At 48.5% G+C, this 23,858-nt stretch carries 26 protein-coding genes and 2 pseudogenes; 24 read left to right on the forward strand and 4 right to left on the reverse strand.

What is annotated here, in order from left to right:
• Nucleotides 1-125 precede the first annotated feature (125 nt).
• The 21 genes from LAJLEIBI_RS01845 to LAJLEIBI_RS01940 all read left to right on the forward strand — a co-directional run bounded on the left by LAJLEIBI_RS01845 (nt 126) and on the right by LAJLEIBI_RS01940 (nt 18,381).
• Nucleotides 126-1,214: a PucR family transcriptional regulator gene (locus LAJLEIBI_RS01845; protein WP_006444235.1), complete on the forward strand. Its 1,089-nt coding sequence runs from the start codon at nt 126-128 to the stop codon at nt 1,212-1,214.
• Nucleotides 1,215-1,231: 17 nt separating this feature from the next.
• Nucleotides 1,232-1,918 carry a cell division ATP-binding protein FtsE gene (ftsE, locus tag LAJLEIBI_RS01850; RefSeq protein ID WP_006444234.1) on the forward strand — a complete coding sequence of 229 codons (687 nt, stop codon included), beginning with the start codon at nt 1,232-1,234 and terminating at the stop codon, nt 1,916-1,918.
• Nucleotides 1,908-2,816, forward strand: coding sequence for a permease-like cell division protein FtsX (gene ftsX, locus LAJLEIBI_RS01855; RefSeq protein ID WP_006444233.1), 909 nt, complete (start codon nt 1,908-1,910; stop codon nt 2,814-2,816). Before ftsE ends, ftsX begins: the two co-directional genes overlap by 11 nt.
• Before the next feature lie 17 nt (nt 2,817-2,833).
• Nucleotides 2,834-3,943, forward strand: coding sequence for a M23 family metallopeptidase (locus LAJLEIBI_RS01860; protein ID WP_006444232.1), 1,110 nt, complete (start codon nt 2,834-2,836; stop codon nt 3,941-3,943).
• A 16-nt stretch (nt 3,944-3,959) separates the two neighbouring features.
• Entirely contained in the window at nt 3,960-5,144 is a 1,185-nt protein-coding gene (locus LAJLEIBI_RS01865) for a S41 family peptidase (protein ID WP_006444231.1), read from the forward strand.
• 95 nt (nt 5,145-5,239) lie between these two features.
• Nucleotides 5,240-6,526, forward strand: coding sequence for a dihydroorotase (locus LAJLEIBI_RS01870; protein WP_006444230.1), 1,287 nt, complete (start codon nt 5,240-5,242; stop codon nt 6,524-6,526).
• Nucleotides 6,527-6,538: 12 nt separating this feature from the next.
• Nucleotides 6,539-7,465, forward strand: coding sequence for an orotidine-5'-phosphate decarboxylase (pyrF, locus tag LAJLEIBI_RS01875; protein WP_006444229.1), 927 nt, complete (start codon nt 6,539-6,541; stop codon nt 7,463-7,465).
• Nucleotides 7,458-8,231, forward strand: coding sequence for a dihydroorotate dehydrogenase electron transfer subunit (locus LAJLEIBI_RS01880; protein ID WP_006444228.1), 774 nt, complete (start codon nt 7,458-7,460; stop codon nt 8,229-8,231). The genes pyrF and LAJLEIBI_RS01880 overlap by 8 nt, the downstream gene beginning before the upstream one ends.
• Nucleotides 8,231-9,133: a dihydroorotate dehydrogenase gene (locus LAJLEIBI_RS01885; protein WP_006444227.1), complete on the forward strand. Its 903-nt coding sequence runs from the start codon at nt 8,231-8,233 to the stop codon at nt 9,131-9,133. Before LAJLEIBI_RS01880 ends, LAJLEIBI_RS01885 begins: the two co-directional genes overlap by 1 nt.
• A 15-nt stretch (nt 9,134-9,148) precedes the next feature.
• The gene (pyrE, locus tag LAJLEIBI_RS01890) at nt 9,149-9,823 is read left to right on the forward strand and encodes an orotate phosphoribosyltransferase (RefSeq protein ID WP_006444226.1); all 675 of its coding nucleotides are present in this window, start codon (nt 9,149-9,151) and stop codon (nt 9,821-9,823) included.
• A gap of 14 nt (nt 9,824-9,837) precedes the next feature.
• Entirely contained in the window at nt 9,838-9,990 is a 153-nt protein-coding gene (locus tag LAJLEIBI_RS18020; protein WP_006444225.1) for a hypothetical protein, read from the forward strand.
• A 25-nt stretch (nt 9,991-10,015) separates the two neighbouring features.
• Nucleotides 10,016-10,504, forward strand: a complete 489-nt coding sequence (locus LAJLEIBI_RS01895) for a VanZ family protein (protein ID WP_006444224.1) — start codon at nt 10,016-10,018, stop codon at nt 10,502-10,504.
• On the forward strand, nt 10,464-10,862 hold the full coding sequence (locus LAJLEIBI_RS01900; protein ID WP_006444223.1) for a DUF6142 family protein: 399 nt from the start codon (nt 10,464-10,466) through the stop codon (nt 10,860-10,862). The genes LAJLEIBI_RS01895 and LAJLEIBI_RS01900 overlap by 41 nt, the downstream gene beginning before the upstream one ends.
• A complete protein-coding gene (locus LAJLEIBI_RS01905) occupies nt 10,863-12,911 on the forward strand; it encodes an aminopeptidase (protein WP_006444222.1) in 2,049 nt (682 codons plus the stop codon).
• A 78-nt stretch (nt 12,912-12,989) separates the two neighbouring features.
• Nucleotides 12,990-13,502 carry a 5-(carboxyamino)imidazole ribonucleotide mutase gene (gene purE, locus LAJLEIBI_RS01910; RefSeq protein WP_040435745.1) on the forward strand — a complete coding sequence of 171 codons (513 nt, stop codon included), beginning with the start codon at nt 12,990-12,992 and terminating at the stop codon, nt 13,500-13,502.
• 11 nt (nt 13,503-13,513) lie between these two features.
• On the forward strand, nt 13,514-14,539 hold the full coding sequence (gene purM, locus LAJLEIBI_RS01915) for a phosphoribosylformylglycinamidine cyclo-ligase (RefSeq protein WP_006444220.1): 1,026 nt from the start codon (nt 13,514-13,516) through the stop codon (nt 14,537-14,539).
• Nucleotides 14,533-15,159: a phosphoribosylglycinamide formyltransferase gene (purN, locus tag LAJLEIBI_RS01920; RefSeq protein ID WP_006444219.1), complete on the forward strand. Its 627-nt coding sequence runs from the start codon at nt 14,533-14,535 to the stop codon at nt 15,157-15,159. The genes purM and purN overlap by 7 nt, the downstream gene beginning before the upstream one ends.
• 37 nt (nt 15,160-15,196) lie before the next feature.
• The gene (locus LAJLEIBI_RS01925; RefSeq protein ID WP_006444218.1) at nt 15,197-15,934 is read left to right on the forward strand and encodes a hypothetical protein; all 738 of its coding nucleotides are present in this window, start codon (nt 15,197-15,199) and stop codon (nt 15,932-15,934) included.
• Between the two features lie 70 nt (nt 15,935-16,004).
• The gene (gene purD, locus LAJLEIBI_RS01930) at nt 16,005-17,276 is read left to right on the forward strand and encodes a phosphoribosylamine--glycine ligase (protein ID WP_006444217.1); all 1,272 of its coding nucleotides are present in this window, start codon (nt 16,005-16,007) and stop codon (nt 17,274-17,276) included.
• An 8-nt stretch (nt 17,277-17,284) separates the two neighbouring features.
• On the forward strand, nt 17,285-17,884 hold the full coding sequence (locus LAJLEIBI_RS01935; RefSeq protein ID WP_006444216.1) for a helix-turn-helix domain-containing protein: 600 nt from the start codon (nt 17,285-17,287) through the stop codon (nt 17,882-17,884).
• Between the two features lie 41 nt (nt 17,885-17,925).
• Complete coding sequence (locus LAJLEIBI_RS01940) at nt 17,926-18,381, forward strand: hypothetical protein (protein ID WP_006444215.1); 456 nt, start codon at nt 17,926-17,928, stop codon at nt 18,379-18,381.
• A 93-nt stretch (nt 18,382-18,474) separates the two neighbouring features.
• On the opposite strand, the gene LAJLEIBI_RS01945 is transcribed toward LAJLEIBI_RS01940, so the two are convergent.
• The 3 genes from LAJLEIBI_RS01945 to LAJLEIBI_RS01955 form a co-directional block, all read right to left on the reverse strand.
• Entirely contained in the window at nt 18,475-18,969 is a 495-nt protein-coding gene (locus tag LAJLEIBI_RS01945; protein ID WP_006444214.1) for a zf-HC2 domain-containing protein, read from the reverse strand.
• Entirely contained in the window at nt 18,962-19,447 is a 486-nt protein-coding gene (locus tag LAJLEIBI_RS01950) for an RNA polymerase sigma factor (RefSeq protein WP_040435743.1), read from the reverse strand. The genes LAJLEIBI_RS01945 and LAJLEIBI_RS01950 overlap by 8 nt, the downstream gene beginning before the upstream one ends.
• 159 nt (nt 19,448-19,606) lie before the next feature.
• Entirely contained in the window at nt 19,607-19,807 is a 201-nt protein-coding gene (locus LAJLEIBI_RS01955; RefSeq protein ID WP_006444212.1) for a helix-turn-helix domain-containing protein, read from the reverse strand.
• Nucleotides 19,808-19,956: 149 nt separating this feature from the next.
• Between LAJLEIBI_RS01955 and LAJLEIBI_RS19460 the strand changes: the two are divergent.
• Nucleotides 19,957-20,600, forward strand: a pseudogene (locus LAJLEIBI_RS19460) (transposase); the annotation flags it as partial.
• Between the two features lie 95 nt (nt 20,601-20,695).
• Here LAJLEIBI_RS19460 and LAJLEIBI_RS01965 read toward each other — a convergent pair.
• A pseudogene (locus LAJLEIBI_RS01965) lies at nt 20,696-21,026 on the reverse strand (helix-turn-helix domain-containing protein); the annotation flags it as partial.
• A 432-nt stretch (nt 21,027-21,458) separates the two neighbouring features.
• Between LAJLEIBI_RS01965 and LAJLEIBI_RS01970 the strand changes: the two are divergent.
• Nucleotides 21,459-22,727, forward strand: a complete 1,269-nt coding sequence (locus LAJLEIBI_RS01970) for an amidohydrolase family protein (protein WP_006444207.1) — start codon at nt 21,459-21,461, stop codon at nt 22,725-22,727.
• A gap of 28 nt (nt 22,728-22,755) precedes the next feature.
• Complete coding sequence (locus tag LAJLEIBI_RS01975; protein ID WP_040435742.1) at nt 22,756-23,853, forward strand: M24 family metallopeptidase; 1,098 nt, start codon at nt 22,756-22,758, stop codon at nt 23,851-23,853.
• Nucleotides 23,854-23,858 lie beyond the last annotated feature (5 nt).

Raw genomic sequence — 23,858 nt, forward strand, 5'->3', positions numbered from 1 at the left:
GTTATTTCCTCTTTCTTTTTTTGTTGATATATATTAATATAGATTTTAGTAGTATGCGTTTGGGGGCTTTGACAGCTTTTTTTGTTGTGAAAAATGCATATTGAAATGAGTGGAGGAGATGGAATATGATATCTAATCAAATACTTCAAAATACAATTGAAGGATTGAAAGGGATTACGAGGATAGACTTCTGTGTGATGGACACCGACGGTAAATCTCTTGCAAGCACTTTTTCAGAACAGGAGAATTATGAGGAAGAGGTAGTATCCTTTGTGGAATCTCCGGCTGACAGCCAGGTAGTACAGGGGTATCAGTTTTTTAAAATCTTTGACGAACACCAGTTGGAATATATTTTACTTGCCAACGGGGGTGGAGATGATGTATATATGGTAGGGAAGATCGCGACATTCCAGATCCAGAATCTTCTCGTCGCATACAAGGAACGTTTCGATAAAGATAATTTCATTAAGAACCTGCTGCTCGACAACCTGTTGTTAGTGGATATTTACAACCGTGCCAAAAAGCTACATATTGACACGGAGGTGAGACGTGTTATCTTTATTATTGAGACAAAGCACGAAAAAGACAGCAATGCGCTTGATAACGTGCGCACGCTTCTTGGCAACAAGTCGAAAGATTTTGTGACGGCGGTTGATGAAAAGAATATCATTGTCGTAAAAGAACTGGAAGCCAATGACGGCCATGAAGAGCTGGAGAAAGTTGCAAAGGAGCTCTATGAGCTGCTGAAAGAAGACGGTGAGGAAGATATACTGATTGCCTACGGCACCATCGTCAATGACATCAAAGAAGTTTCAAAATCCTACAAAGAGGCAAAGCTTGCCCTGGACGTAGGGAAGATATTCTTCGGTGAGAAGAATATCATGGCGTACAGCGCGCTCGGAATCGGACGTCTGATCTATCAGCTTCCAATTCCGCTGTGCAAGATGTTCATCCGTGAGATTTTTGAGGGGAAATCACCAGATGATTTTGATGAGGAGACATTGACAACGATCAATAAATTCTTTGAGAATAATCTGAATGTGTCGGAGACATCGAGACAGCTGTATATACACCGCAATACATTAGTGTACCGGCTGGATAAATTACAGAAAAGCACAGGGCTTGATCTGCGCGTATTCGAGGATGCCATAACATTCAAGATCGCACTTATGGTAGTGAAATACATGAAATATATGGAATCCTTGGAGTATTAGTAATTCAGGAGGAGAATATGATTGAATTAAAAGAAGTAACGAAAGAGTACTCAAAAGGGGTAGCAGCCCTGAATGGTATCAATCTGAAGATTGACCAGGGCGAATTTGTATTCATAGTCGGCGACAGTGGTTCGGGTAAGTCCACGCTGATCCGTCTGATCATGAAGGAACTGGATCCTACGTCGGGGACGATCGTAGTAAACGGACAGAGTCTGAACAGAATGAGACACAGAAAGATTCCGATGTACCGCAGAGGGCTCGGCGTTGTGTTTCAGGATTTCCGTCTTTTAAAAGACAGAAATATCTATGAAAATATAGCATTTGCACTGCGGGTAACGGAGAAGCCGACCCGTGTGATCAAGAAAAAAGTACCGGCGGCGCTGTCTCTTGTCGGTCTGGCCCAGAAGTATAAGTCATTCCCTAAGGAACTGTCCGGTGGAGAGCAGCAGCGTGTAGCCATCGCCAGGGCAATAGTAAATGAACCTGCCATACTGCTGGCGGATGAGCCTACCGGTAATCTGGACCCCACCAATTCATGGGAAATTATGAAGCTTCTTGAGGAGGCGAATGAAAGAGGAACGACGGTACTGGTCGTTACTCATAACCAGGAGATTGTAAACGAGATGAAGAAGCGCGTAGTTACGATGAAGAAGGGTGTCATCGTCAGCGATGAGAAAAAAGGTGGGTATAGTAATGAGAATTAGTACAGTTGGATATTCGATGAGACAAGGGGTTAAGAACATCCGCAGAAACAAGATGTTTTCCATTGCATCTATCGCCACTATGGCGGCATGTATCTTTCTGTTCGGACTGTTCTATTCCATTGTGATAAACTTTAACTACATAGTAGACAAAGCAGAAGAAGGAGTGGCGATCACCGTGTTCTTTAAGGATGATATCACTCAGAGCCAGAAGGATAAGGTCGGTGAAGATCTGAAAAAGGCCGATGGAGTTTTGAAAGTCAACTATATCAGCGCGGATGAGGCGTGGGATAAGTTCAAAGGAGATTATTTCGGTGAATCCGACGACCTGGCCGAAGGCTTCAAAAGCGACAACCCGCTGGCAAACTCAGATAACTACGAGGTATACATGTCAGATGTCTCGAAGCAGAAAGATGTCGTTTCCTACGCGGAAAGCCTGGACGGCGTGCGGAAGGTCCGCAAGTCCGACGTGGTGGCAAAGACGCTCACGAGTGTAAATAAGCTCGTCGGATACGTGTCGGCGGCGATCATCATGATACTGCTCATCGTGTCTGTATTCCTCATAAGCAATACCGTTACGATGGGTGTTACCGTTAGACGGGAAGAGATAGCGATCATGAAGTATATAGGAGCCAAGGACGGTTTCGTCAGGGCGCCGTTCGTCATAGAAGGTCTGCTCATAGGAATACTCGGGGCCGTGCTGCCGCTCATCCTGCTGTATTTCCTTTACAGTAAAGTAATAGAGTATATCATGGTAAAATTCAGTCTGCTCAACAATATAGTGGACTTCCTGCCGGTAATGCAGGTATATAAGACATTACTTCCTGTGGGCCTTGCTTTGGGAGTAGGCATTGGCTTCCTCGGAAGTTTTGTGACGATAAGAAAACACCTTAAAGTATAAGATCAAGGGGGATACGTATGATGCGAGGGAAGAGAATAAGCAGTGTGCTGCTGGTGGCAGTTCTCTGTATGGGGATGGCAATGCAGGTGAATGCGGCAAGTATCAGCGACACGAAGAAAAAGGCGGAGGAACTGGAGTCCAAGAAGAAAGCGGCCGAGAACGAGAAGAGCTCTCTGGCAGCTCAGCTTGAGTCGATCGTTGCCGAGATGGAAGACACAAAGGTAAAGATCGACGAAAAAGAGACTGAGATCGAGAAGAAAGAAGAAGAACTGATCCAGGCAAAAGTGGACGAAAATGACCAGTACGAGAGCATGAAAAAGAGAATCCAGTATATGTATGAAAATGGTAATTCTCAGTTTATAGAGATTCTTGTACAGTCAAAGAGTATCGGTGATTTTCTGAATAATGCAGAGTATATCACAACGATATCAGAGTATGACCGAAACATGCTCGTAGAGTTCCAGGAGACCGTCAAGAAGGTTGAGGAGCAGGAAAAAGAGCTTAAAGAAGAATACGATGAGCTGGAGACGATGCAGAACGATCTGATCGTAAAGCAGGACAGCGTCAACACGATGCTGGAAAGCAAGAACGCGGAGATCAGCCAGTTGGAGAGCGAGATCGGAGATACGACAGATAAGCTTGCCGAGCTGGAGGCCGCGGCGGCGGCTGCTGCAAGAAAGCAGACGGAGGCGACCCAGACGTATACAGGAAACGCGGGAGCGTCGGTCGCGTCAGGGAACGGTATGTTCACGCATCCGTGTCCGGGCTACAGCTACATATCCAGTGAATTCGGCTGGCGCGCGCAGCCGCTTCCCGGCGCGAGCACCAACCATAAAGGCATGGATTTTGCCGCAGCTACAGGCACGCCGATCTATGCGGCAGCGGCAGGGACTGTAGTATCCGCAGGTTACAGCGGAAATGCGGGTAATTTGATCATCATCAACCACGGCAACGGCCTGCAGACATATTACATGCACTGCAATAATATCTATGTAAGAGCAGGGCAGACTGTGAGCAGAGGACAGAACATAGCCGCGGTAGGAACTACAGGTAATTCCACAGGTCCTCATCTTCATTTTCAGGTGATGTCCGGAGGAATACCGGTCAACCCACGTAATTATTTTTAAGAACAGGACTCGTATCATGAAGAAAAACAAAGGATTTATCAAAGGGGCGCTTTGCGGCGCCCTTGCTGTATTATTGATCGCAGGGATCGTATCCTGCGCAGGTAAGAAGAATGTATTGTCCGCCGGCGGGGATAAGATCGTGGACAGTAAGACAGAGGAGAAGCTTAGCCAGCTCCAGGGACTCATAGACGGCAAATACCTCGGGGATGTGGACGAGGATGCGCTTCAAAGCGGAATATACAAGGGCTATATCAATGGGCTCTCTGATCCGTATTCTGTCTATTACGACAAAGAAGAGACAGAACAGCTGCTCGAGACGACATCCGGGGAATACAGCGGTATCGGAGCTGTTTTGAGCCAGAACAGAGATACCGGCATTATCACGATACTGCAGGTATACGACGATTCTCCGGCGCAGAAAGCGGGTATCCAGGATAATGATATCCTCTACAAGGTGGATGGGGAAGAAGTGACGGGAATTGACCTGACCGAAGTTGTCTCCGGCATCAAAGGCGAAGAAGGCACGGAAGTAAAGCTGACCGTCCTGAGAGGCGACGCAAAGGACGAAGTGGAAGTGACGGCGGTCAGGGGCAAAGTGGAGGCACAGACCGTAAAGTATGAGATGAAAGAAGATCAGATCGGCTATATCCGGGTGACGGAGTTTGACTCTGTCACATATGACCAGTACAAAGAGGCCATTGACGACCTGGAGGGACAGGGCATGAAGGGGCTTATCGTAGACTTGAGAAACAATCCGGGAGGAAACTTGTCTACGGTGTGTGACATGCTTGACCTCATGCTGCCGGAAGGGCTGATCGTATATACGGATGATAAAGACGGCAACCGTTCCGAGGAGACGTCGGACGAGGAGCACCAGTTCAAGCTTCCGATGACAGTGCTTGTCAACGGCAACAGCGCCAGCGCGTCCGAGATATATGCGGGAGCCATCCAGGATTACAGCCTGGGGGAGATCATCGGGACCCAGACTTACGGAAAAGGCGTAGTACAGCAGATATTTGATCTAAAGGACGGCACGTGTGTGAAGCTTACGATCGCTGAATATTTTACGCCAAAAGGGAGAAATATTAATGGAAAGGGCATTACACCGGATGTGGAAGTAGAGTTTGAGGCGGACGAGGCAGATCCGGAAGCTGATAACCAGCTTGAGAAAGCGCTGGAAGTAATAAAAGGCAAAATGTAAATGCAAGGGAATGTCTGTTTGGCATTCCCTTTTAAATTCCCTTGTGATAAAATAAAACATAGTATGTACTTTTACAAGTTAGAAAGGAAGCATATATGAAAATATTGATTCAGAACGGGCATGTCATTGATCCGCCGACCGGAAAAGACGGCATATTTGACGTGCTCATAGTAGAAGATAAAATAGTCAAAGTAGAGCGCCGGATAGAGGATAGGGCGGACCGCGTCATTGACGCAGGAGGCTGCTATGTCATGCCGGGATTCATAGACCTGCATGTGCATTTAAGAGATCCCGGGCTCACTCATAAAGAGACGCTCGAGACAGGAGGAAAAGCGGCGGTCAAAGGCGGCATCACCACAATGTGTGCCATGCCCAACACGAAGCCGGTCATAGACGACGGGGAGAAAGTGGCGGAGGTTCACGCGAGGGCGGCAAAAGAATCACCGGCCCACGTCATACAGATCGGCGCGGTGACGAAAGGCCAGCTTGGCCGTGAGCTTGCCGATATAGAGGGAATGGCCAAAGCCGGCTGCCACGCCATAAGTGAAGACGGAAAGTCGGTGATGAACGCATCAATTTACCGAAGAGGCATGAAAAAGGCTAAAGAGTGCGGCATTTCCGTATTTGCCCACTGTGAGGATATCACCATGGTGGAGGGCGGCGTCATGAACGCGGACGGGAATGCAACACGGCTCGGGCTGAAAGGGATCACCAATTCCGTGGAGGATGTCATTGTGGCGAGAGATATCCTGCTCGCCAAGGAGACAGGCGCCAGACTGCATCTTTGCCACTGTTCCACAGCGGACAGCGTGGAGATGATCCGGCTGGCCAAGGAGGACGGGCTTCCCGTCACCGGAGAAGTGTGTCCTCATCATTTTATACTGACGGCAGATGATATCCCTGCAGACGACGGCAATTATAAGATGAACCCTCCGCTTCGGGGCAGGGCAGATGTGGAGGCGCTCAGGGAAGGGCTGAAAAACGGGATCATGGACGTTATATCGACGGACCACGCCCCCCATTCAGCGGAAGAGAAAAACAGATCTATGGCGGAAGCCGCATTTGGCATCGTCGGCCTGGAGACATCGGCCGCGCTTACGTATACCGAACTCGTGGAGCCGGGGATACTGACAATGACGGATATGGCGGAGAAGATGAGCACAAATCCGGCCAGGATACTCGGGCTTTTGGACAAGGGTTCCGTCTCGGAAGGAAAGACCGCGGATATCGTGATCTTTGACACGAGGCAGGAATATACAATAGACAAAGACACGTTTGTCTCAAAAGGAAAGAACACTCCGTTCCACGGCCGTAAAGTAAGAGGCACAGTCAGATACACGCTGGCAGACGGAGCGGTTGTATATGAAAACGAGATACATTAGGAGGAAGATAAAGTGATCAATCAGTTAGTGTCCAATATTAAAAAGACAGGAGCGCCGGTCGTAGTCGGCCTCGATCCGATGCTCAGCTATATTCCGGAGCATGTACAGAAAAAGGCGTTCGCCGAATACGGTGAGACGCTTGAAGGTGCTGCGGAGGCGATCTGGCAGTTCAACAAAGCGATCGTAGACAGTACGTGCGACCTCATCCCGGCGGTAAAGCCGCAGATAGCCATGTATGAGCAGTTTGGCATTCCGGGCCTTGCCGCATTCAGGAGGACAACGGAATACTGCAAGGAAAAAGGACTTGTCGTGATCGGCGACATTAAGCGTGGAGATATCGGCTCCACCTCAAAAGCCTATGCAGTCGGACATCTCGGGAAGGTACAGGTGGGAAATAATACATGCGTGCCGTTTGACGAGGATTTTGTGACAGTGAATCCGTATCTTGGTTCTGACGGGGTCGATCCGTTCCTTGAAGTGTGCAGGGAAGAAAAGAAAGGTGTATTTGTACTCGTCAAGACATCAAATCCGTCCAGCGGAGAGTTCCAGGACCAGCTGGTCGGCGGGCGTCCGCTCTATGAACTTGTAGGGGAGAAAGTGGCCGCATGGGGAGAAGAGCTCATGGGAGACGACTACAGCTATGTCGGCGCGGTCGTGGGCGCGACCTACCCGGAGATGGGAAAGGCGCTCCGCGCGGTCATGCCGAAGGCGTATATTCTTGTGCCCGGATACGGCGCTCAGGGAGGAAGAGGCAAAGATCTGGTACATTTCTTTAATGAAGACGGACTCGGCGCCATCGTCAACTCATCCAGAGGTATCATAGCGGCGTACAGGCAGGAGCAGTATGCACGGTTCGGGGAGGCGAACTTTGCCGATGCCTCCAGAGCCGCGGTGGAGGACATGATAAAAGATATCAAAGGAGCACTGGAACATGAGTAAATATAAAGGACAGGCGGCCGTCATATCACAGGAGCAGGCGGCGGCCGATATATACAGCCTGTGGATCGAGGCTCCGCTCATAGCGGCGGAAGCAAAAGCAGGGCAGTTTCTTTCCCTCTATACGCAGGATGAGAGCAGACTGCTTCCGCGTCCTATAAGTATCTGCGAGATCGATAAAGAAAAAGGAAGGCTCCGGCTCGTATACCGCGTGACCGGAAGCGGTACCGGAACCGAACAGTTCGCACGGCTTCGGGCAGGGGATGCGGTAGAAGTAATGGGCCCGCTCGGCAACGGTTTCCCGCTTGAGAACCCGGGAAAAGCGTTTCTCATCGGCGGCGGCATCGGAATACCGCCCATGCTGGAACTGGCAAAACAGCTCCCGGGCGACAGGCAGATCATTGCAGGCTATAAAGATGAACTGTTCCTGACGAAAGATTTAAAAAAATATGGGGAACTCTATGTGGCTACGGAAGACGGTAGTGCAGGCACAAAGGGAAATGTGCTCGATGCGGTGCGTGAAAACGGGCTTTTAGCAGATGTGATCTACGCGTGCGGGCCCGCGCCCATGCTCCGGGCGCTCAAGGCATACGCGAAAGAGCACGGGATCGTGTGCTACATATCGCTGGAGGAGAAGATGGCATGCGGGATCGGAGCATGTCTTGCCTGCGTGTGCCAGTCAAAAGAGAAAGACAGCCACAGCAATGTGCATAACAAACGGGTCTGCAAAGACGGCCCGGTATTCTTGTCAACGGAGGTGGAGATCTGATGGATACAAAAGTAAATCTTGCCGGCGTGGAGTTAAAGAATCCGGTAATGACAGCTTCGGGAACCTTTGGTTCCGGGGAAGAATACAGTGAATTCGTAGATCTGGGCCGGCTCGGCGCGGTCGTGACAAAAGGAGTCGCCAATATACCATGGCCGGGAAATCCCGTTCCCCGGATCGCGGAGACAGCATCGGGCATGATGAACGCGATCGGTCTGCAGAATCCGGGAATCGATCTGTTCTGCAGACGTGACATCCCTTTTCTGAAACAGTTTGATACAAAGATCATTGTGAACGTGTGCGGCAGGACGACGGAAGATTACTGTGAAGTGGTGGAGCGTCTTGCGGAGGAAGACGTGGATATGCTGGAAATAAACATATCCTGTCCAAATGTCAAGGAAGGCGGGATCGCCTTCGGACAGAATCCGAAGGCAGTGGAAGAGATCACGGCTGAAGTCAAAAAGCGCGCAAAACAGCCGGTCATAATGAAGCTGAGCCCGAATGTGACAGATATCACGGAGACGGCCAGGGCGGCGGAAGCCGGAGGAGCGGACGTACTGTCCCTTATCAATACACTGACCGGTATGAAGATAGATATACACAGGCGTACATTTGCGCTTGCCAACAAGACAGGAGGGCTGTCAGGTCCGGCGGTGAAACCGGTGGCGGTGCGCATGGTCTATCAGGCGGCTAATGCGGTGAAGCTCCCGATCATCGGAATGGGCGGCATTGCCACGGCGGAGGATGCCATAGAGTTCCTTCTGGCAGGGGCGTCCGCCGTGTCCGTAGGTACAGCCAATTTTTATGATCCGTCTGCAACCGTGCGGGTGGCGGAAGGCATTGAGGCGTATATGAAGCGGTACGGCTTTGAACACGTAAGTGAACTGACAGGGCTTGTAAAATAGAGGAGGATAATATAGATGGAACAGTATAAAAAAGAGTTTATCGAGTTTATGATCGACTGTGAGGTGCTCAAATTCGGAGATTTTGTGACAAAGAGCGGCAGAAATACGCCGTTTTTTGTAAATACCGGGTTCTACCGCACAGGGGCGCAGCTCAGGAGGCTTGGCGAATATTATGCAAAGGCAATAGAGAGCAGCTTCGGGTTTGATTTTGATGTGCTGTTCGGACCTGCCTATAAAGGAATTCCGCTTACAGTGGCGGCCACAATGGCTATCAGCGAATTTTACGGCAGAGACATCCGGTATTGTTCAAACCGCAAAGAAGTAAAGGATCATGGGGACAAAGGTATTCTTCTCGGCAGCCCGATCACGGACGGAGACCGGGTCGTAATCATTGAAGATGTGACAACTGCGGGCACTTCCATCCAGGAGACGCTTCCGATCATCAAGGCACAGGGGGATGTGACTCCTCTGGGGCTTGTCGTGTCGGTCGACCGGATGGAGCGCGGTCAGGGCGACAAGAGCGCCCTCGCTGAGATCGAGGAGAAATACGGCCTGAAGACGACGGCCATCGTCACGATGGAAGAGGTGACAGAACATCTTTACAACAGGCCTTACAAGGGAAAAGTTATCATTGACGATACATTAAAATCAGCAATTGATGCATATTATAAACAATATGGCGTGAAGTAGCAGGAGGAGTTCTCGTGAGTGAAAAAGCATATAAGACGATGAGTTTTGCAGGGGCGGCCGGCATTGTCACCGGCATTGTCGTACTGGTTGCCGGTGTTGCGGCAGGAGTCATTATGATCGTGAGTGGGGCACGCTTGTTAAAAGATAAAAAAGGACTTACATTTTAGTCCGGACTGAAAGGGTGCTATATTTTTGAATGCGAAAAACAGAAAAAGAATCCGCGTGATCGGGAAAATATTATTTGTTTTTTATATTGCGTTTCTCGTTTATTTTCTTTTGCTATCGGACTGGTACGGCCGTACGGGGGTGATGCAGGAATATCGGTATAACCTTGTGCTGTTTCGGGAGATCAAGCGTTTCTGGGAGTACCGGGAACAGCTCGGGATGTTTGCCATGTTCACGAATCTGTTCGGCAACGTACTGATCTTTATGCCCTTTGGATTCTTTATGCCTATGGCAAGCCGTCACAGAAGTTTTTTTTCCGCGCTGTTCTACAGCTTCGGGCTGAGTCTCTGTGTGGAAACCTTTCAGCTTGTGACGAAAGTGGGCAGTTTTGATGTGGATGATCTTCTGCTGAATACAATAGGCGGTGTGTTGGGTTATATTATATTTGCGATCTGTGCAGCGGTAAGGAGAAGATATGATCATAAAAAGAAAGCAAAAAGACAAAGAAGAAAGTAGTGCAAAAGATAAACAGAAAGAGCGGGAGAAACGGCGCAGAAAGATGATGCGCGGCAAGTACGGACAGGCGCCTCTTAAGCATGCCAGGAAAGGGATCAATTCCTGCTGTTATGCAGGCACGGTATTCCTTATACTGATGGCGATGCTCGTTTTTTCCTACGTGTCAAAGGGCAGTGTAAACGTGATCGCAGGCTTTGCCGGACTTGCGGTGATCATACTGGCCTGGCTCGGGCTTATGTCGGGGATCCGCGGTTTCCGTGAAAGAGAAAAGAATTACATAACCTGTAAAGTAGGAGTCGTCAGCAATGTACTTCTTCTTTTAGGGCTTATCAGTATATTTTTCAGGGGGCTGTTTTAAATGATAGAGGAAAGATATGAACTTGCAACAGAAAGAATAAGATCCATCTGTGAGGAGGATACGGCGGCGGACACATTCCGCGGCTATTTCCGGCATGTGGCGCGGTTTATCGTGATGCTCGACGAACTGAACAGCGAGATGGAGAAGGGAGTATACGCGCAGGCGCCGCTCGATCATCTTAAGAGATGGAACGAAAGACTGTATGCGGATATACTGCCGGAGCATTACGGGACAAGTTATGCCAATCCGGACTACGCGGCAGAGAAGCTGGGAGAAGAATACGGGCAGATACTCAGCTTTCTCTACACAGAGATCAGAGGGGCGGTCGCGTATGTGTTTGAGAGAAAGAAAGAATATCTGGATATTCTGTATGAATTGTTTATAGAGATATACAATGCATTTGAGGAAAAAGAGGCGCCGGAGACAGCGGCGCTCAAGGATATTGTCTACTGGTACGCAAGCGATTACAGTGATGTGTTCGCCGCGGACAGAATCAGGGAGCAGACGGATCCCGCGGCGTCATTTGCGGCGGATATTATTATGAACAGCGACCTTACGGACTTGAGATATCTGTACCGGTTCGGGGAGTATATAAGCGAAAATGAATGGAAGACGGCGGAACATCTGAACAGTCTTGGTGCGTCTGTGATCCGGAAGATGGCGGATACGTTCACGGAAGGCTACCGGATGGGATTCATCAACACGGGAAAGGATCTGTCCGTGAAATCGGTCGTAAACATCAGATATGTGCTCGGCTTCGAGCGGGTCATCCGGCAGGCGGCAGAGAACTTTACCGGGATGGGGCTTAAGCCGGTCATCTACCGTTCCGGCGTGAGCGTGCTGACGAAGCGCCAGCATCTGAAGACTGGTTATTACGGGGCTATTGCCAATAAGCAGTACGAGTATGACCACAGAAATGACCAGGGCCTGTTTCTGGATAAGAAGTTTGTGGAGCGCAAGCTGGAAGTCATCCAGTCCGCTTATGAGCAGAATAAAGAACTGGCAGCAGGCTTTGCCGGTCCGGCATGCATGGATGTCTTCGGGGAACGGCCGTTTGTTCCAAAGCAGAAAGACACGGCCGTAAAACTTACGAAGAAGCAGGAGGAGCTGGCGCTGCTCTTTGACAGCCGTTCGGCCCAGATCACGAATACGTATATCAAAGGAGAGGAGAGGAGCTTTACTATTGTGGCCTATCCGGTTCCTGAGATCGGCAGTCAGTACAAAGAGATATTTGATGAAATCATCCGGATCAATACGCTGGACGCCTCCCTATACGCGAAAGTGCAGCAGACGCTTATCGACGCTCTCGACAGAGGGAAATATGTGAAGATAAAGGGAAAGGGCGTAAATAAAACAGATCTCACGGTACAGCTTCACCGGCTGGCGGACCCGCAGAAGGAGACGATCTTTGAAAACTGCGTCGCGGATGTAAATATACCGGTCGGCGAGGTGTTCACTTCCCCGGTGCTGGAAGGCACAGACGGAGTCCTGCATGTGAGCCGTGTGTATCTGAACGAGCTTCTGTACAAGGATCTAAAGCTTACGTTCTCCAACGGTATGATAGCTGATTATACGTGCGGCAATTTTGAGCGGGAGCTGGAGAATAAAGAATATATCCATGACAATATTCTGCACAGGCATTCAACGCTGCCCCTCGGTGAGTTTGCCATCGGGACGAACACGACCGCTTATGTAGCTGCGAGGAAATACAGGATGGAAGACAAACTTCCCATTCTGATCGCCGAGAAGATGGGGCCGCACTTTGCGGTCGGAGATACGTGCTACAGCTGGAGCGAGGATATCAAGGTATATAATCCGGACGGGAAAGAGATCGTGGCAAGAGATAATTCCGTCTCCGTCAGACGTCTTAACGACGTGTCAAAGGCGTATTTCCACTGTCATACAGATATCACGATACCTTATGATGAGCTTGGCAGCATAACGGCAGTCACAGCGGACGGGGAGGAGATCCGGCTGCTTGAGGACGGAAGGTTTGTGCTTCCCGGGACAGAAGTTCTGAACGAACCGCTGGAAAAATACAATAATTAAGACATGCGTATTGAACTGCCGGCGTGCAGTATGATATGATTTATAGATAGAATTTTTAAATACGAAAGGATGAAGATTATGCCAAAAGTAGGAATTGTTATGGGCAGCGACTCAGACATGAAAGTGATGAGCAAAGCGGCCGACATGCTTGAAAAGTTAGGAGTAGAATATGAGATGACGATCATCTCCGCACACCGCATGCCGGATATATTTTATGATTATGCCAAGTCGGCGGAAGAAAAGGACTATAAAGTTATCATAGCCGGCGCGGGAATGGCCGCGCATCTTCCCGGTATGTGCGCAGCTATCTTCCCGATGCCTGTGATCGGGATCCCGATGTCCGGAAAGAATCTGGACGGACAGGATGCACTCTATTCCATCGTTCAGATGCCGCCTGGAATCCCGGTTGCGACAGTGGCCATCGACGGAGGGGCCAACGCCGCAATACTGGCTGCCAAAATTCTGGCGACTTCTGACCCGGAACTTCTTGGCAGGCTGAAAGCTTACTCAGAGGAAATGAAAGAGACGGTACAGGCCAAATCAGAAAAGCTCGACAAACTCGGATATAAAGAATATATGAAGCAGATGTAAGGAGAAGAGGAATGGATTACAAAAATGCAGGTGTAGATATCGAAGCAGGTTATAAATCTGTGGAGTTGATGAAAGAGCACATCAAGAATACGATGAGGCCGGAAGTGCTGACGAATATCGGTGGATTCTCCGGAGCTTTCTCCATGGAAGCATTTAAGGGGATGGAGAAACCGACGCTTGTTTCAGGCACAGACGGCGTAGGTACAAAACTGAAATTGGCATTTCTTTTAGATAAGCACGATACGATCGGTATCGATTGTGTCGCTATGTGTGTGAACGATATAGCCTGTGCGGGCGGGGAACCGTTATTCTTCCTTGACTATATCGCGTGCGGTAAGAATGAGCCTGAAAAGATCGCCGCGATAGTAAGCGGAGTGGCAGACGGGTGTGTACAGTCAGGCGCGGCGCTCATCGGAGGGGAGACGGCGGAGATGCCGGGCTTTTATCCGGAAGAGGAATACGACCTGGCCGGTTTTGCGGTAGGAGTCGTTGATGAGAAGGACCTGATAACAGGAAAAGAGCTGAAAGCCGGCGACGTACTCATCGGAATGGCATCTTCGGGTGTTCACAGCAATGGTTTCTCTCTCGTGAGAAAAGTATTTGACATGACGAAAGAGTCACTCAATACTTATTATGACGAGCTCGGCGCTACATTGGGAGAGGCCCTTCTCGCGCCTACAAAAATATATGTGAAAGCGCTGTCCGCAGTCAAGAGCGCAGGAGTGAAAGTAAAAGCGTGCAGCCATATCACAGGAGGAGGCTTCTATGAAAACATACCGCGTATGCTCTGTGATGGCGTGAATGCGGTCGTGGAAAAGGACAGCTATCCTGTTCCGCCTATCTTCCGGATGCTTGCGAGGGAAGGCCAGATCGAAGAGAAGGCAATGTACAATACATACAATATGGGGATCGGAATGATCGTAGCCGTGGATGCGGACGATGTGGACAAGACAATGCAGGCCGTCAGGGCGGCGGGCGAAGAGCCATATGTCGTAGGCCGTATCGAGGCAGGTGAAAAGGGAGTTACATTATGCTAAATGTAGTTGTGCTCGTATCCGGGGGCGGAACGAATCTGCAGGCTGTCATAGACGCCGTGGATTCTGGCGCTGTTGCCAATACAAAGATAGCAGGTGTGATCAGCAACAATAAGAACGCATACGCACTGCAGCGGGCGAAGGATAACGGAATTCCCGGAGTATGTATATCTCCGAAAGAATTTGCGTCCAGGGATCTGTTCAATGTGAAGTTCCTTGAAGCGGTGGATGAGATGAGGCCGGACCTCATAGTGCTGGCCGGTTTTCTTGTCGTCATACCTCCCGCGATGATAGAAAAATACAGAAACCGTATCATCAACATTCACCCGTCTCTTATCCCGTCTTTTTGCGGGACGGGCTACTACGGGCTGAAGGTCCATGAGGCGGCGCTTGCGCGCGGAGTGAAGGTGGCGGGAGCTACCGTACATTTTGTAGATGAGGGGACAGACACCGGTCCGATCATCCTGCAGAAGGCGGTGGATGTAGAACCCGGGGATACCCCGGAGACGCTCCAGCGGCGGGTGATGGAACAGGCAGAATGGAAGATACTGCCCGAGGCCATCGGACTCATTGCCGCAGGCAGGGTGAGCGTAAAAGATGGAAGAGTACAGATCAAAGCGTAAAGCAGGACCGTGTGTCTGCATATGAGGAGGGAACGCGATGAAACGTAAAAGGTTGTGGATGATCCTGGCAGCATTTATGCTGTCGGCGGCGCTTGCAGGGTGCTCAGGCGGCAGCAGCGGCAAAGAGGACAAGAGCCAGAAGCAGGAAGAGAAGAAAGAGCAGGACGAAGATAAGCAGAAGGAAGACGTAAAAGAAGAGGTCAAAGAAGAGGTCAAAGAATATGCGCCGGGCACTGTGGACGGAAATCACTATGAAAGCGAGTGGATGAACGTGCGCATTGACCTTCCGGAAGGCTTTGTCATGGCCACGGAAGAAGAAATTGCGAATATTCAGGAGGCAGGCGTCCAGTTTTTGGACGATGAGGAAAAAGATAAGCTCAATAATGCCCTTGATGAAGGCACGACTTTCTATGAGATGATGGCGGCGACCTTGACAGGCAGTCCAAATGTTAACATATCAGTGGAGAAACTGCCGTATAAAAACGCGACGGCAGAACAGTATGCCGATGTTACGAAGGAAGTTGTCGAGAAAAGCATGACGAACGGCATGACGGCCTCTTTCCAGGAAGGCACCACGGACGCGGTACTGGGCGGACAGGAATATAAGTGTATCGCAGGTACGGCCAATGTGCAGGCAGAAGGAGTCAGTGCGGATCTTAATATGGATATGTACATCCGTGTACAGGACGGATACGCCATAGTGGTTAATATCACTTATACGGCTGATACGGTGGCCCAGAAGGATGAACTTCTGGCAGCTTTCCAGGAGTTTTAAAGCCTGGTGCCGGCAAAACGGCATAACATGATAAAGGTTGACGGGAACAGATACAGGAGGAGAACTTGGAATGAAGGTATTAATTGTCGGAAGCGGCGGAAGAGAACATGCCATAGCTTACAGCGTGGCAAAGAGTGATAAGGTGGATAAGATTTACTGTGCTCCGGGCAACGCGGGGATTGCGGAACTTGCGGAATGTACTCCCATCGGCGCCATGGAGTTTGACAAGATCGTCGCGTTTGCCAAAGAAAAAGAAATAGATCTTGTGATCGTAGGTATGGACGACCCGCTTGTGGGCGGTCTGGTCGATGAGCTGGAAGCGGCAGGTATCCGCGCGTTCGGGCCGAGGAAAAACGCTGCGATCCTTGAGGGTTCAAAGGCATTTTCAAAGGACCTTATGAAGAAATACAACATTCCGACGGCCGGATATGAGAATTTTGAAGATCCGGATGAAGCGCTCGCATATTTGAAAACTGCAAAATTTCCAATTGTACTGAAAGCGGACGGACTTGCGCTCGGTAAGGGCGTGCTCATATGCGGAACGTACGAGGAAGCGGAAGCCGGAGTGAAGACGATCATGGTGGATAAACAGTTCGGAACATCCGGGAATACGATGGTTGTGGAGGAGTTCATGACCGGGCGCGAAGTCTCCGTATTGTCGTTTGTGGACGGGAATACAGTGAAGACGATGACGTCCGCCCAGGACCATAAGAGGGCCGGGGATGGCGACACGGGTCTCAACACGGGCGGTATGGGAACTTTTTCTCCCAGTCCGTTTTATACAAAAGAGGTGGAGGAATTCTGCGGCAAATATATTTACCAGGCGACGGTCGATGCCATGAAGGCAGAAGGCAGGCCGTTCAAGGGGATTATATTTTTCGGCCTTATGCTGACCGAGGAAGGCCCGAAGGTTCTGGAGTACAACGCCAGATTCGGCGATCCCGAGGCGCAGGTCGTACTGCCGCGCATGAAGAACGATATTGTCGAAGTGATGGAAGCATGTGTGGACGGTACGCTTGATAAGATAGACCTCCAGTTCGAGGATAATGCGGCGGTATGTGTCGTGCTGGCATCTGACGGCTATCCGGTCAAGTATGACAAGGGCCTGCCGGTCACCGGACTTGAAGAATTCAGAAAACACGACGGGTACTACTGCTTCCATGCCGGAACAAAATTCGACGGAGAGCAGATCGTGACGAACGGGGGGCGTGTCCTTGGCGTGACGGCAAAGGGCAGAGACCTGAAGGAGGCAAGGGCCAATGCCTATGCAGCCACGGAATGGGTGAAATTCGACAACAAATATATGCGCCACGATATCGGAAAAGCGATCGATGAGGCGTAGAGGCGGCAATGAAAGAATTCTGCAGTGTATGCTGCGGAAGAAAAGGAGCATGGAAAGAATTGAATGATATTCAGTTGATCGGTTACAGCATCCGCAGTCAGAGGCGGAAGAAAGGAATGACGCTGCAGCAGCTTTCTGAGGCGACAGGATTGTCGATCGGGTACCTGAGCAATCTGGAACGCAACGCAAACAGTCCTACTCTTGTCAATATCCAGAAGATATGTGAGGCATTCGGAACTTCTCTGTTCAGCCTTCTGGAGATGAATAAAGAAGAAGACATTATCGTCCGGCATAATGAGCGTGAGCCGATAATCAGTGAAGAACATAATATGAAACTTGAAAATATTGATTTTGGGCTGGACGATACTTCTTTTATCTACATGACGATCGAACCGGACGGAGCTGGCGACGGACTCTGGTGGGAACACGAATATCATGAGGTCGGGACCGTGATCAAAGGCCGTCTGACACTGAAACTGGACAATCAGGTATTTGAGCTGGATGAGGGAGATACGATCCTCATAAAAGCCCATACACGGCATTGCTATTATAACAAGACACAGGAGAGCTGCGTCTCCTATTGGACAAGATGTAAAGAAATAAAATAACCAATGGCACTAAGGCCGCCTTTCGCTATTTCATTGTAGTTTTGGGCTTGCTGCGTGGCCTTGCCAGCTATGAATCCAATGATTATAAAGACATCAACCACGGGAACCTTATCGCGCTGGCAGATTTCTATGGCGTGACCCTTGACTATCTGTTCTGCCGGACGGAGAACCGGGAGCAGATCAACACGCCACTAACAGAACTCCACATTATCGGACGGTATCGCCCCGGCGAGGATGCCCTATATCTGAAAGTGCTGCAAGCCGCCCATGTGGATGATGATGAATATTTCAGCCGCATGGTGCTGGATGATATAAACCTCATTATCCGGGATGTTCGTGCGCTGCATAAAAAGGACAGCGAGAGCGCACCGCTGACCACGGTTGCCGATGAGCTGAAAGAAAATCTGTCCGAAGAAGAATTTCGCTGGCTTATACGGATTCTTCAAAAATCAAAGAAAATGAGGATACCTATCAGCCAGAGAAAGAAGCGTAAATAAAAACTGCCGTTGAGGGAATGGGCGTTCCTGCAACGGCAGCTTGGGGATATACCTATTCAATTCAGAATCGAGCATATTATTCAATGTATTCCATCAACATTTTGCGTCTTTTTCGTTGAAATTGATTTTCTTGCGTTTAATAACACTCTTTATCATTAACATAACAATGATGTACACAGCGCATACAATCAATCCGGAAATTGCCATTTTCATAAGCCCTACAGACCATGCTACTCGAAGTCTTGCTAACTGATATTCTTGTATTCCACCAGATAAAATTACGGGAACGCCCACTTTTAGGATAGGAATACATGCTCCCAGTAAGAAACTGATAATTGCTCCCAGAATTAAACTTGCCTTTTGATACAAATTGATTTTTTTCAAATATGCCACCTCTTTCTTTTCTGTGTTGGAAGTTATTGATTCCAAAGTTGCCAACTCTTTTTTATATACCGAATATTCTTTTTGACAGTCCGAACATTTTTCTAAATGCTCTTTGATATACCCATTTGTTTCTTCTGTAGTTAGACCATCTACATACAAAGGCAATAAATCATGAATTATATTGCACGGGATTTTGTCATTCATTTTTATTCATCTCCTCAATTATTCTTTTTTTCCCTCGATAGAAATTAACACGTGCCCAGTTTTCCTTTTTGCCCATAATTTCTCCTATTTGGTAAAAAGAAAGTTCTCCTATCAATCGTAAATACATAACTTCTCGTATTGGCTCATCAAGTCGATGTATCAATTTCAATACTTCCGTGTTCTCCCATTGAATAAATACTTCGTCTTCAGCAGAAATGGTTTGAGATACATTTTCAAAATCTAAAATATCCGCATTTAACTTGTTGTCTCTCAAATATTTTAGCCAAAGATTTTTTGCAATTCCGCAGAGCCAGGTCAATACACTGCTATTACCCTTAAATTTATCAATGGCATTCACAGCATAGAAAAAAGTTTCTTGTGTTAATTCCTCGGCAAGTTCGTGACTATTGGTTTTGCTTAGCAGAAATACATATACTCTTTGAGAATAGTTTTGATATATCTCCTCTACGGTTTCCATTTTCATCCTCCTTTCTAAGTTAGTACCATAAAGCGGCGATTCGTTACAATAAATATCTATAATCTTTCAAGTGAAAAGCAGAGCGTATTTGCTCTGCTCCATAAACTTTCTTCACATTTGTTTAGAAGCAATGTCACTTCGCTTTGAAAGCAAATCACTTCATTTTTCCAGTTCTATCACATCAGTAATATCGCAATCCGAAGTCTCACATATTTTTATCAACGTTTCCATGCTGATGTGCTTTCCTTTTCCCATATTGGCAATCATATTTGTGGTAAGACCGGCGGCAAGCCGCAAGTCCTCTTTCCTCATATTTCGTTCTTTCAGTAAGTTCCAAAGGGGTTGATAGCTTATGTGCATTTATCGCCCTGCCCTTCTCCCGGTATCGGGGTTTCTGCTTCCCATTATATCAAAATTCTTGCCAACTCACAAGATTTCTTGACACAGCCGCCGGGTTCGTCTGGATTGTGCTTTTCCTTTCCGCTTTTTCATTACACACGAACGCACAAAAGCGGTTCTCACAGGCTGACCTTTGTGTATCTGCGGTAAATCCAAAACTTATCAAGGACTTTGGAGATAATTCTCTCCGCAAAGTCAAGTCTGACAAAGCAGATGCAGTAAAAATTGCCCGCTATACTCTTGATAGTTGGACAGAATTGAAACAATATAGTCTCATGGATGAAATTCGTAATCAACTTAAAACCATGAACTGCCAGTTTGATTTATCAAAAATGGTGTAAACGTAAGAAGTACAACTTCAGTCGATCAAAAGCTGAAGAAATTTACGAAGGAGCTAAGGAGCTTGTTTCCGTACTTCCAAAAGACGATTGACAAGGTTGATCATCAGACAGGCTGTAGATCAATTAAATACTGCTTCCCAGACCATAGAACAGCTTCGTACCATGATGAATGAGGCTGCTTCAAAACTGCCCTAATATCCGGTTGTTATGGTATGAAAGGTGTCGGCAAGTCGTTTCAAGTCATGGATGCCCTTATCAAAACAAAACCTCAGGACGCCCCTGTTTACTTGTTTATGGATAAGAAACGGGCGCAAGGCAAGCCTTACTATGTCTACATGACTGCCGGTGCGAATAAGTTTCTCCGCATCTACAATGGACGGGTGAAAGAATATCTTTCAACGCTTTCAGAGTAACCATCTCATACATACCTTTGTTTCAGACCAGCGAATATCGGTGGCCTATTTTCAATACTCGAAATCCCACATCAATCTTGTATGCGTCGTTCGGCTCCGTTCCTTTCCGGCTGCGTAGCCGCTGCGCCCTTATAAGGCAAGGGGGTAGGGGAATGGATAGGAATGGAATGGGTACTTGATAAATCCGTATTTGATGTTTCAGTAATAGATAGTTCTTTATTTAGTTGCGTTGGATTTTCGCTGTGCGGATTGCGTCGATACCCGGTTGATATGGGACAGCCCGGCAAGGGTATAATCCCGATCCTCCTGCAAGGAAAGCATTTGCGACAGTAGGCCTTTGGCCTTTAACGTCAATTCCTTATTTCGCAAGTGGTGATTGGACATAACTGTGTAGACCTTGTTTTTCTCCACTCGGAATACAGCCATAGCGTAAAACCTCCTTTCGTTCTGAAAAAGCGCATAAAAAAGCCGTAGATTTTCAAGGTCAAAAATCTACGGCGTAGCCGGACAATGGAAAAGGAATACGGTGTAGTAGTATCCCTTTCACGTTAGATATTCAGTTTTTTGTACCGTTGCCGCTTGCCCGCTGCCATAAAAACATTGATATCATGGGGTTTCTCTTTGTTTTCTTATGTCAGTGGGGCATATATGCCGCAGCTTAGTTTATAAGCCATCGACAAAACATTGTCGGCGGCTTTTTTGTGTGTTGAAAAAGCAGATCGGATATAAAAAAACAAATATAATATCATATAAAATGAAAATATATAAAAATATTTCATATATATGAAAATTATATTTACAATTATTTTGTATGTGATATAATATTAACAAATATAAAAAAGATCGGCGGTGAAAAAAATGAAAAAGTCATATTTAATTATTTGCGGAAAGCTTTTTGACGGTATCCGCGAAGAACTGCAGCCTCATATGGAGATACTTGTGGAGGGAAATAAAATAGTATCTACAGGCAGGAACCTGTCCAGACCAAAAGAGGTGGAGATAATTGATCTGGGGCATCTGACGGTGACTCCGGGAATGATCGACGCCCATGTGCACGGGAATCTGATGCGCTGGCAGGAGACGGACAATATATTGTTTCAGTCGGAGGGGTACAGTACGCTTGCTTTCCTGCACACTGCGCAGCGCTGTCTCGAGCGGGGGTTTACGACAATACGGTGCAACGGCATGGGACCGGGGGGATACGGGATCGTGGACGTCAGAGAGGTGATCAGCAGGGGACTTTTTCCGGCGGCGCGGATGAATGTGGGGGCACATATGCTGGGCGGCCCGGGAATGCCGGGGGATATGAGCATGTACGCGAGCACGAACGAGCCGTTATCTGACTTTATGCAGATCAAAACGATCGGCAGCGGCAGAGACTTTTTCAGGGATCAGGTGCGCAGAGAGGTAAAATACGGCACAGACTTTATAAAGATATTTTTGTCCGGCAGTTTTTTGAGCCCGGACGGAGGTCCGGAGATCAGTTATCTTGATGACGAAGAGCTGGAGATCATCATCAGGACGGCCCACGACCTGGGGAAACCGGTCACGGCCCATGTTTATCCGCCCCGCATGATGAAAAAGCTGCTGGAGTTCGGGATCGACGGAATGGAGCACGGGGCGCTCATGGATGAAGAGACAGCGCGCACGTTTGAAAAACAGGATACATATCTCGTTCCTACATTTTCACCGTTTCAGGATGTAATAGAAGGAAATGATGAACTTGTGGACATGAATACTGAGGACAGCCGTATGAAGCTCAGGAAGTATGCGCCGCAGCTCAGGGAAAGCAGAGAGATCATCCGCGGCAGCCAGATACGGCTCGGGTTTGGATCAGATTTCTGTGCTGTACATCAGCCGTATGAAAGCTGGTATGAATACCGCAGCTGGATGCGGTCCGGCATGGGGGCGTTCAGAACACTGAAGGCCGCCACGAGCGTAAATGCAGGCATACTGAGGATGGACCATTTGATCGGGACGATCGAGCCGGGCAAACTTGCGGATATCTCCGGCTGGCACAGAGATCTGATGGAAGACTGCGACGCCCTGAGCGAGTGTGATTTTGTCATGAAAGACGGAAACGTTTATCCTGCCGGCAATACTGTTGTGGACGAATATACAGTATAGGCACATATAAAAGAAAAGGGGTATGTTTATGAAGACATTGGAAGAGAGAAGAAAAAAATTATGCAGACTTCTGCGGGAGGAGGGAATCCAGAAGGCGGTCATCGGTGAACCGATGAACATTGTTTATCTAACAGGTATCCATATCGTTCCGTACGAGCGGTTCTACGGTTTGGTCGCGGACGCTGAAAAAGAGGAGTTCACCATGATCAATCCAGGTGTGGATACCGGATGTATGAAAGGTACATTGAGAGAAGTCACATATCAGGACGAAAACGGACCGTTTGAGGCTGTAAAAGAAGTGGTGGGGACGTGTGACGTTCTCGCTGTCGACAAGAAGTATTACTCTATGGCAGTGGGAGAGCTGTTCTCGGGACTGCAGTGCAGGATCACAGATATCGGCATGTGCGCCGCGAAGCTCCGCATGTACAAAGACGACCGCGAAGTGGAGACGATGCAGTTCGCGGCAAAGATCGTAGATGAAGCCATCGCGTATGTATCAGACAGGATCAGGCCTGGAATGACGGAAAAGGAATTAAACATGATGCTGTATACTTATATGTCCCGGTATCCGGGATTCATTACGGATGAGTTCATAATCCTTGTGCTCGCCGCGGCCAACTCTGCCAATCCCCACGGGGTAAGCGGGGACTATGCCTTCAAAGAAGGGGATATTGTGCTGATGGATTTCTGCGCGTATTACAATTATTACTGGTCAGATATCACAAGATGTGTATTTGTCGGCGAGGCAAAGGATCCAAAGCTTGTGGAGATCTATGAGATCGTGCGCAGGGCAAACCTGGCGGCGATCAGTGCGGTCCGCCCGGGGGTAAAGGCGAAGGAGATTGACAAAGCTGCGCGGGACGTTATCACCGAGGCCGGATATGGCGAATTGTTTCTGCACCGTACAGGGCACGGGCTCGGTCTGAGTGTGCATGAGGAACCGTATATAACGGCTGTAAATGAACTGGTGCTGGAAGAAGGAATGACCTTTACGATCGAACCGGGGATCTATATAGAAGGAACCGGCGGCGTGCGCATAGAGGATGATATTCTTGTGACAAAAGACGGATGCAGAATCCTGACCGGTACATCAAAGAAACTGGAAGACCACATTATTCGATACTAATTTAC

The sequence above is a fragment of the [Clostridium] hylemonae DSM 15053 genome, from assembly GCF_008281175.1.
Lineage (GTDB): Bacteria > Bacillota > Clostridia > Lachnospirales > Lachnospiraceae > Extibacter > Extibacter hylemonae.

What these genes read in the sequence shown, in the direction of transcription:
- LAJLEIBI_RS01860 (WP_006444232.1), top strand. Translation starts at nt 2,834, where the DNA reads ATGATGCGAGGGAAGAGAATAAGCAGTGTGCTGCTGGTGGCAGTTCTC.
- LAJLEIBI_RS01975 (WP_040435742.1), top strand. Translation starts at nt 22,756, where the DNA reads ATGAAGACATTGGAAGAGAGAAGAAAAAAATTATGCAGACTTCTGCGG.
- LAJLEIBI_RS01905 (WP_006444222.1), top strand. Translation starts at nt 10,863, where the DNA reads ATGATAGAGGAAAGATATGAACTTGCAACAGAAAGAATAAGATCCATC.
- purD (WP_006444217.1), top strand. Translation starts at nt 16,005, where the DNA reads ATGAAGGTATTAATTGTCGGAAGCGGCGGAAGAGAACATGCCATAGCT.
- LAJLEIBI_RS01880 (WP_006444228.1), top strand. Translation starts at nt 7,458, where the DNA reads ATGAGTAAATATAAAGGACAGGCGGCCGTCATATCACAGGAGCAGGCG.
- LAJLEIBI_RS01925 (WP_006444218.1), top strand. Translation starts at nt 15,197, where the DNA reads ATGAAACGTAAAAGGTTGTGGATGATCCTGGCAGCATTTATGCTGTCG.
- purM (WP_006444220.1), top strand. Translation starts at nt 13,514, where the DNA reads ATGGATTACAAAAATGCAGGTGTAGATATCGAAGCAGGTTATAAATCT.
- LAJLEIBI_RS01945 (WP_006444214.1), bottom strand. Translation starts at nt 18,969, where the DNA reads ATGAATGACAAAATCCCGTGCAATATAATTCATGATTTATTGCCTTTG.
- LAJLEIBI_RS01900 (WP_006444223.1), top strand. Translation starts at nt 10,464, where the DNA reads ATGATCATAAAAAGAAAGCAAAAAGACAAAGAAGAAAGTAGTGCAAAA.
- purE (WP_040435745.1), top strand. Translation starts at nt 12,990, where the DNA reads ATGCCAAAAGTAGGAATTGTTATGGGCAGCGACTCAGACATGAAAGTG.
- LAJLEIBI_RS01970 (WP_006444207.1), top strand. Translation starts at nt 21,459, where the DNA reads ATGAAAAAGTCATATTTAATTATTTGCGGAAAGCTTTTTGACGGTATC.
- purN (WP_006444219.1), top strand. Translation starts at nt 14,533, where the DNA reads ATGCTAAATGTAGTTGTGCTCGTATCCGGGGGCGGAACGAATCTGCAG.
- LAJLEIBI_RS01845 (WP_006444235.1), top strand. Translation starts at nt 126, where the DNA reads ATGATATCTAATCAAATACTTCAAAATACAATTGAAGGATTGAAAGGG.
- LAJLEIBI_RS01870 (WP_006444230.1), top strand. Translation starts at nt 5,240, where the DNA reads ATGAAAATATTGATTCAGAACGGGCATGTCATTGATCCGCCGACCGGA.
- ftsX (WP_006444233.1), top strand. Translation starts at nt 1,908, where the DNA reads ATGAGAATTAGTACAGTTGGATATTCGATGAGACAAGGGGTTAAGAAC.
- LAJLEIBI_RS01955 (WP_006444212.1), bottom strand. Translation starts at nt 19,807, where the DNA reads ATGCACATAAGCTATCAACCCCTTTGGAACTTACTGAAAGAACGAAAT.
- LAJLEIBI_RS01885 (WP_006444227.1), top strand. Translation starts at nt 8,231, where the DNA reads ATGGATACAAAAGTAAATCTTGCCGGCGTGGAGTTAAAGAATCCGGTA.
- pyrE (WP_006444226.1), top strand. Translation starts at nt 9,149, where the DNA reads ATGGAACAGTATAAAAAAGAGTTTATCGAGTTTATGATCGACTGTGAG.
- ftsE (WP_006444234.1), top strand. Translation starts at nt 1,232, where the DNA reads ATGATTGAATTAAAAGAAGTAACGAAAGAGTACTCAAAAGGGGTAGCA.
- LAJLEIBI_RS01935 (WP_006444216.1), top strand. Translation starts at nt 17,285, where the DNA reads ATGAAAGAATTCTGCAGTGTATGCTGCGGAAGAAAAGGAGCATGGAAA.
- LAJLEIBI_RS01950 (WP_040435743.1), bottom strand. Translation starts at nt 19,447, where the DNA reads ATGGAAACCGTAGAGGAGATATATCAAAACTATTCTCAAAGAGTATAT.
- LAJLEIBI_RS01865 (WP_006444231.1), top strand. Translation starts at nt 3,960, where the DNA reads ATGAAGAAAAACAAAGGATTTATCAAAGGGGCGCTTTGCGGCGCCCTT.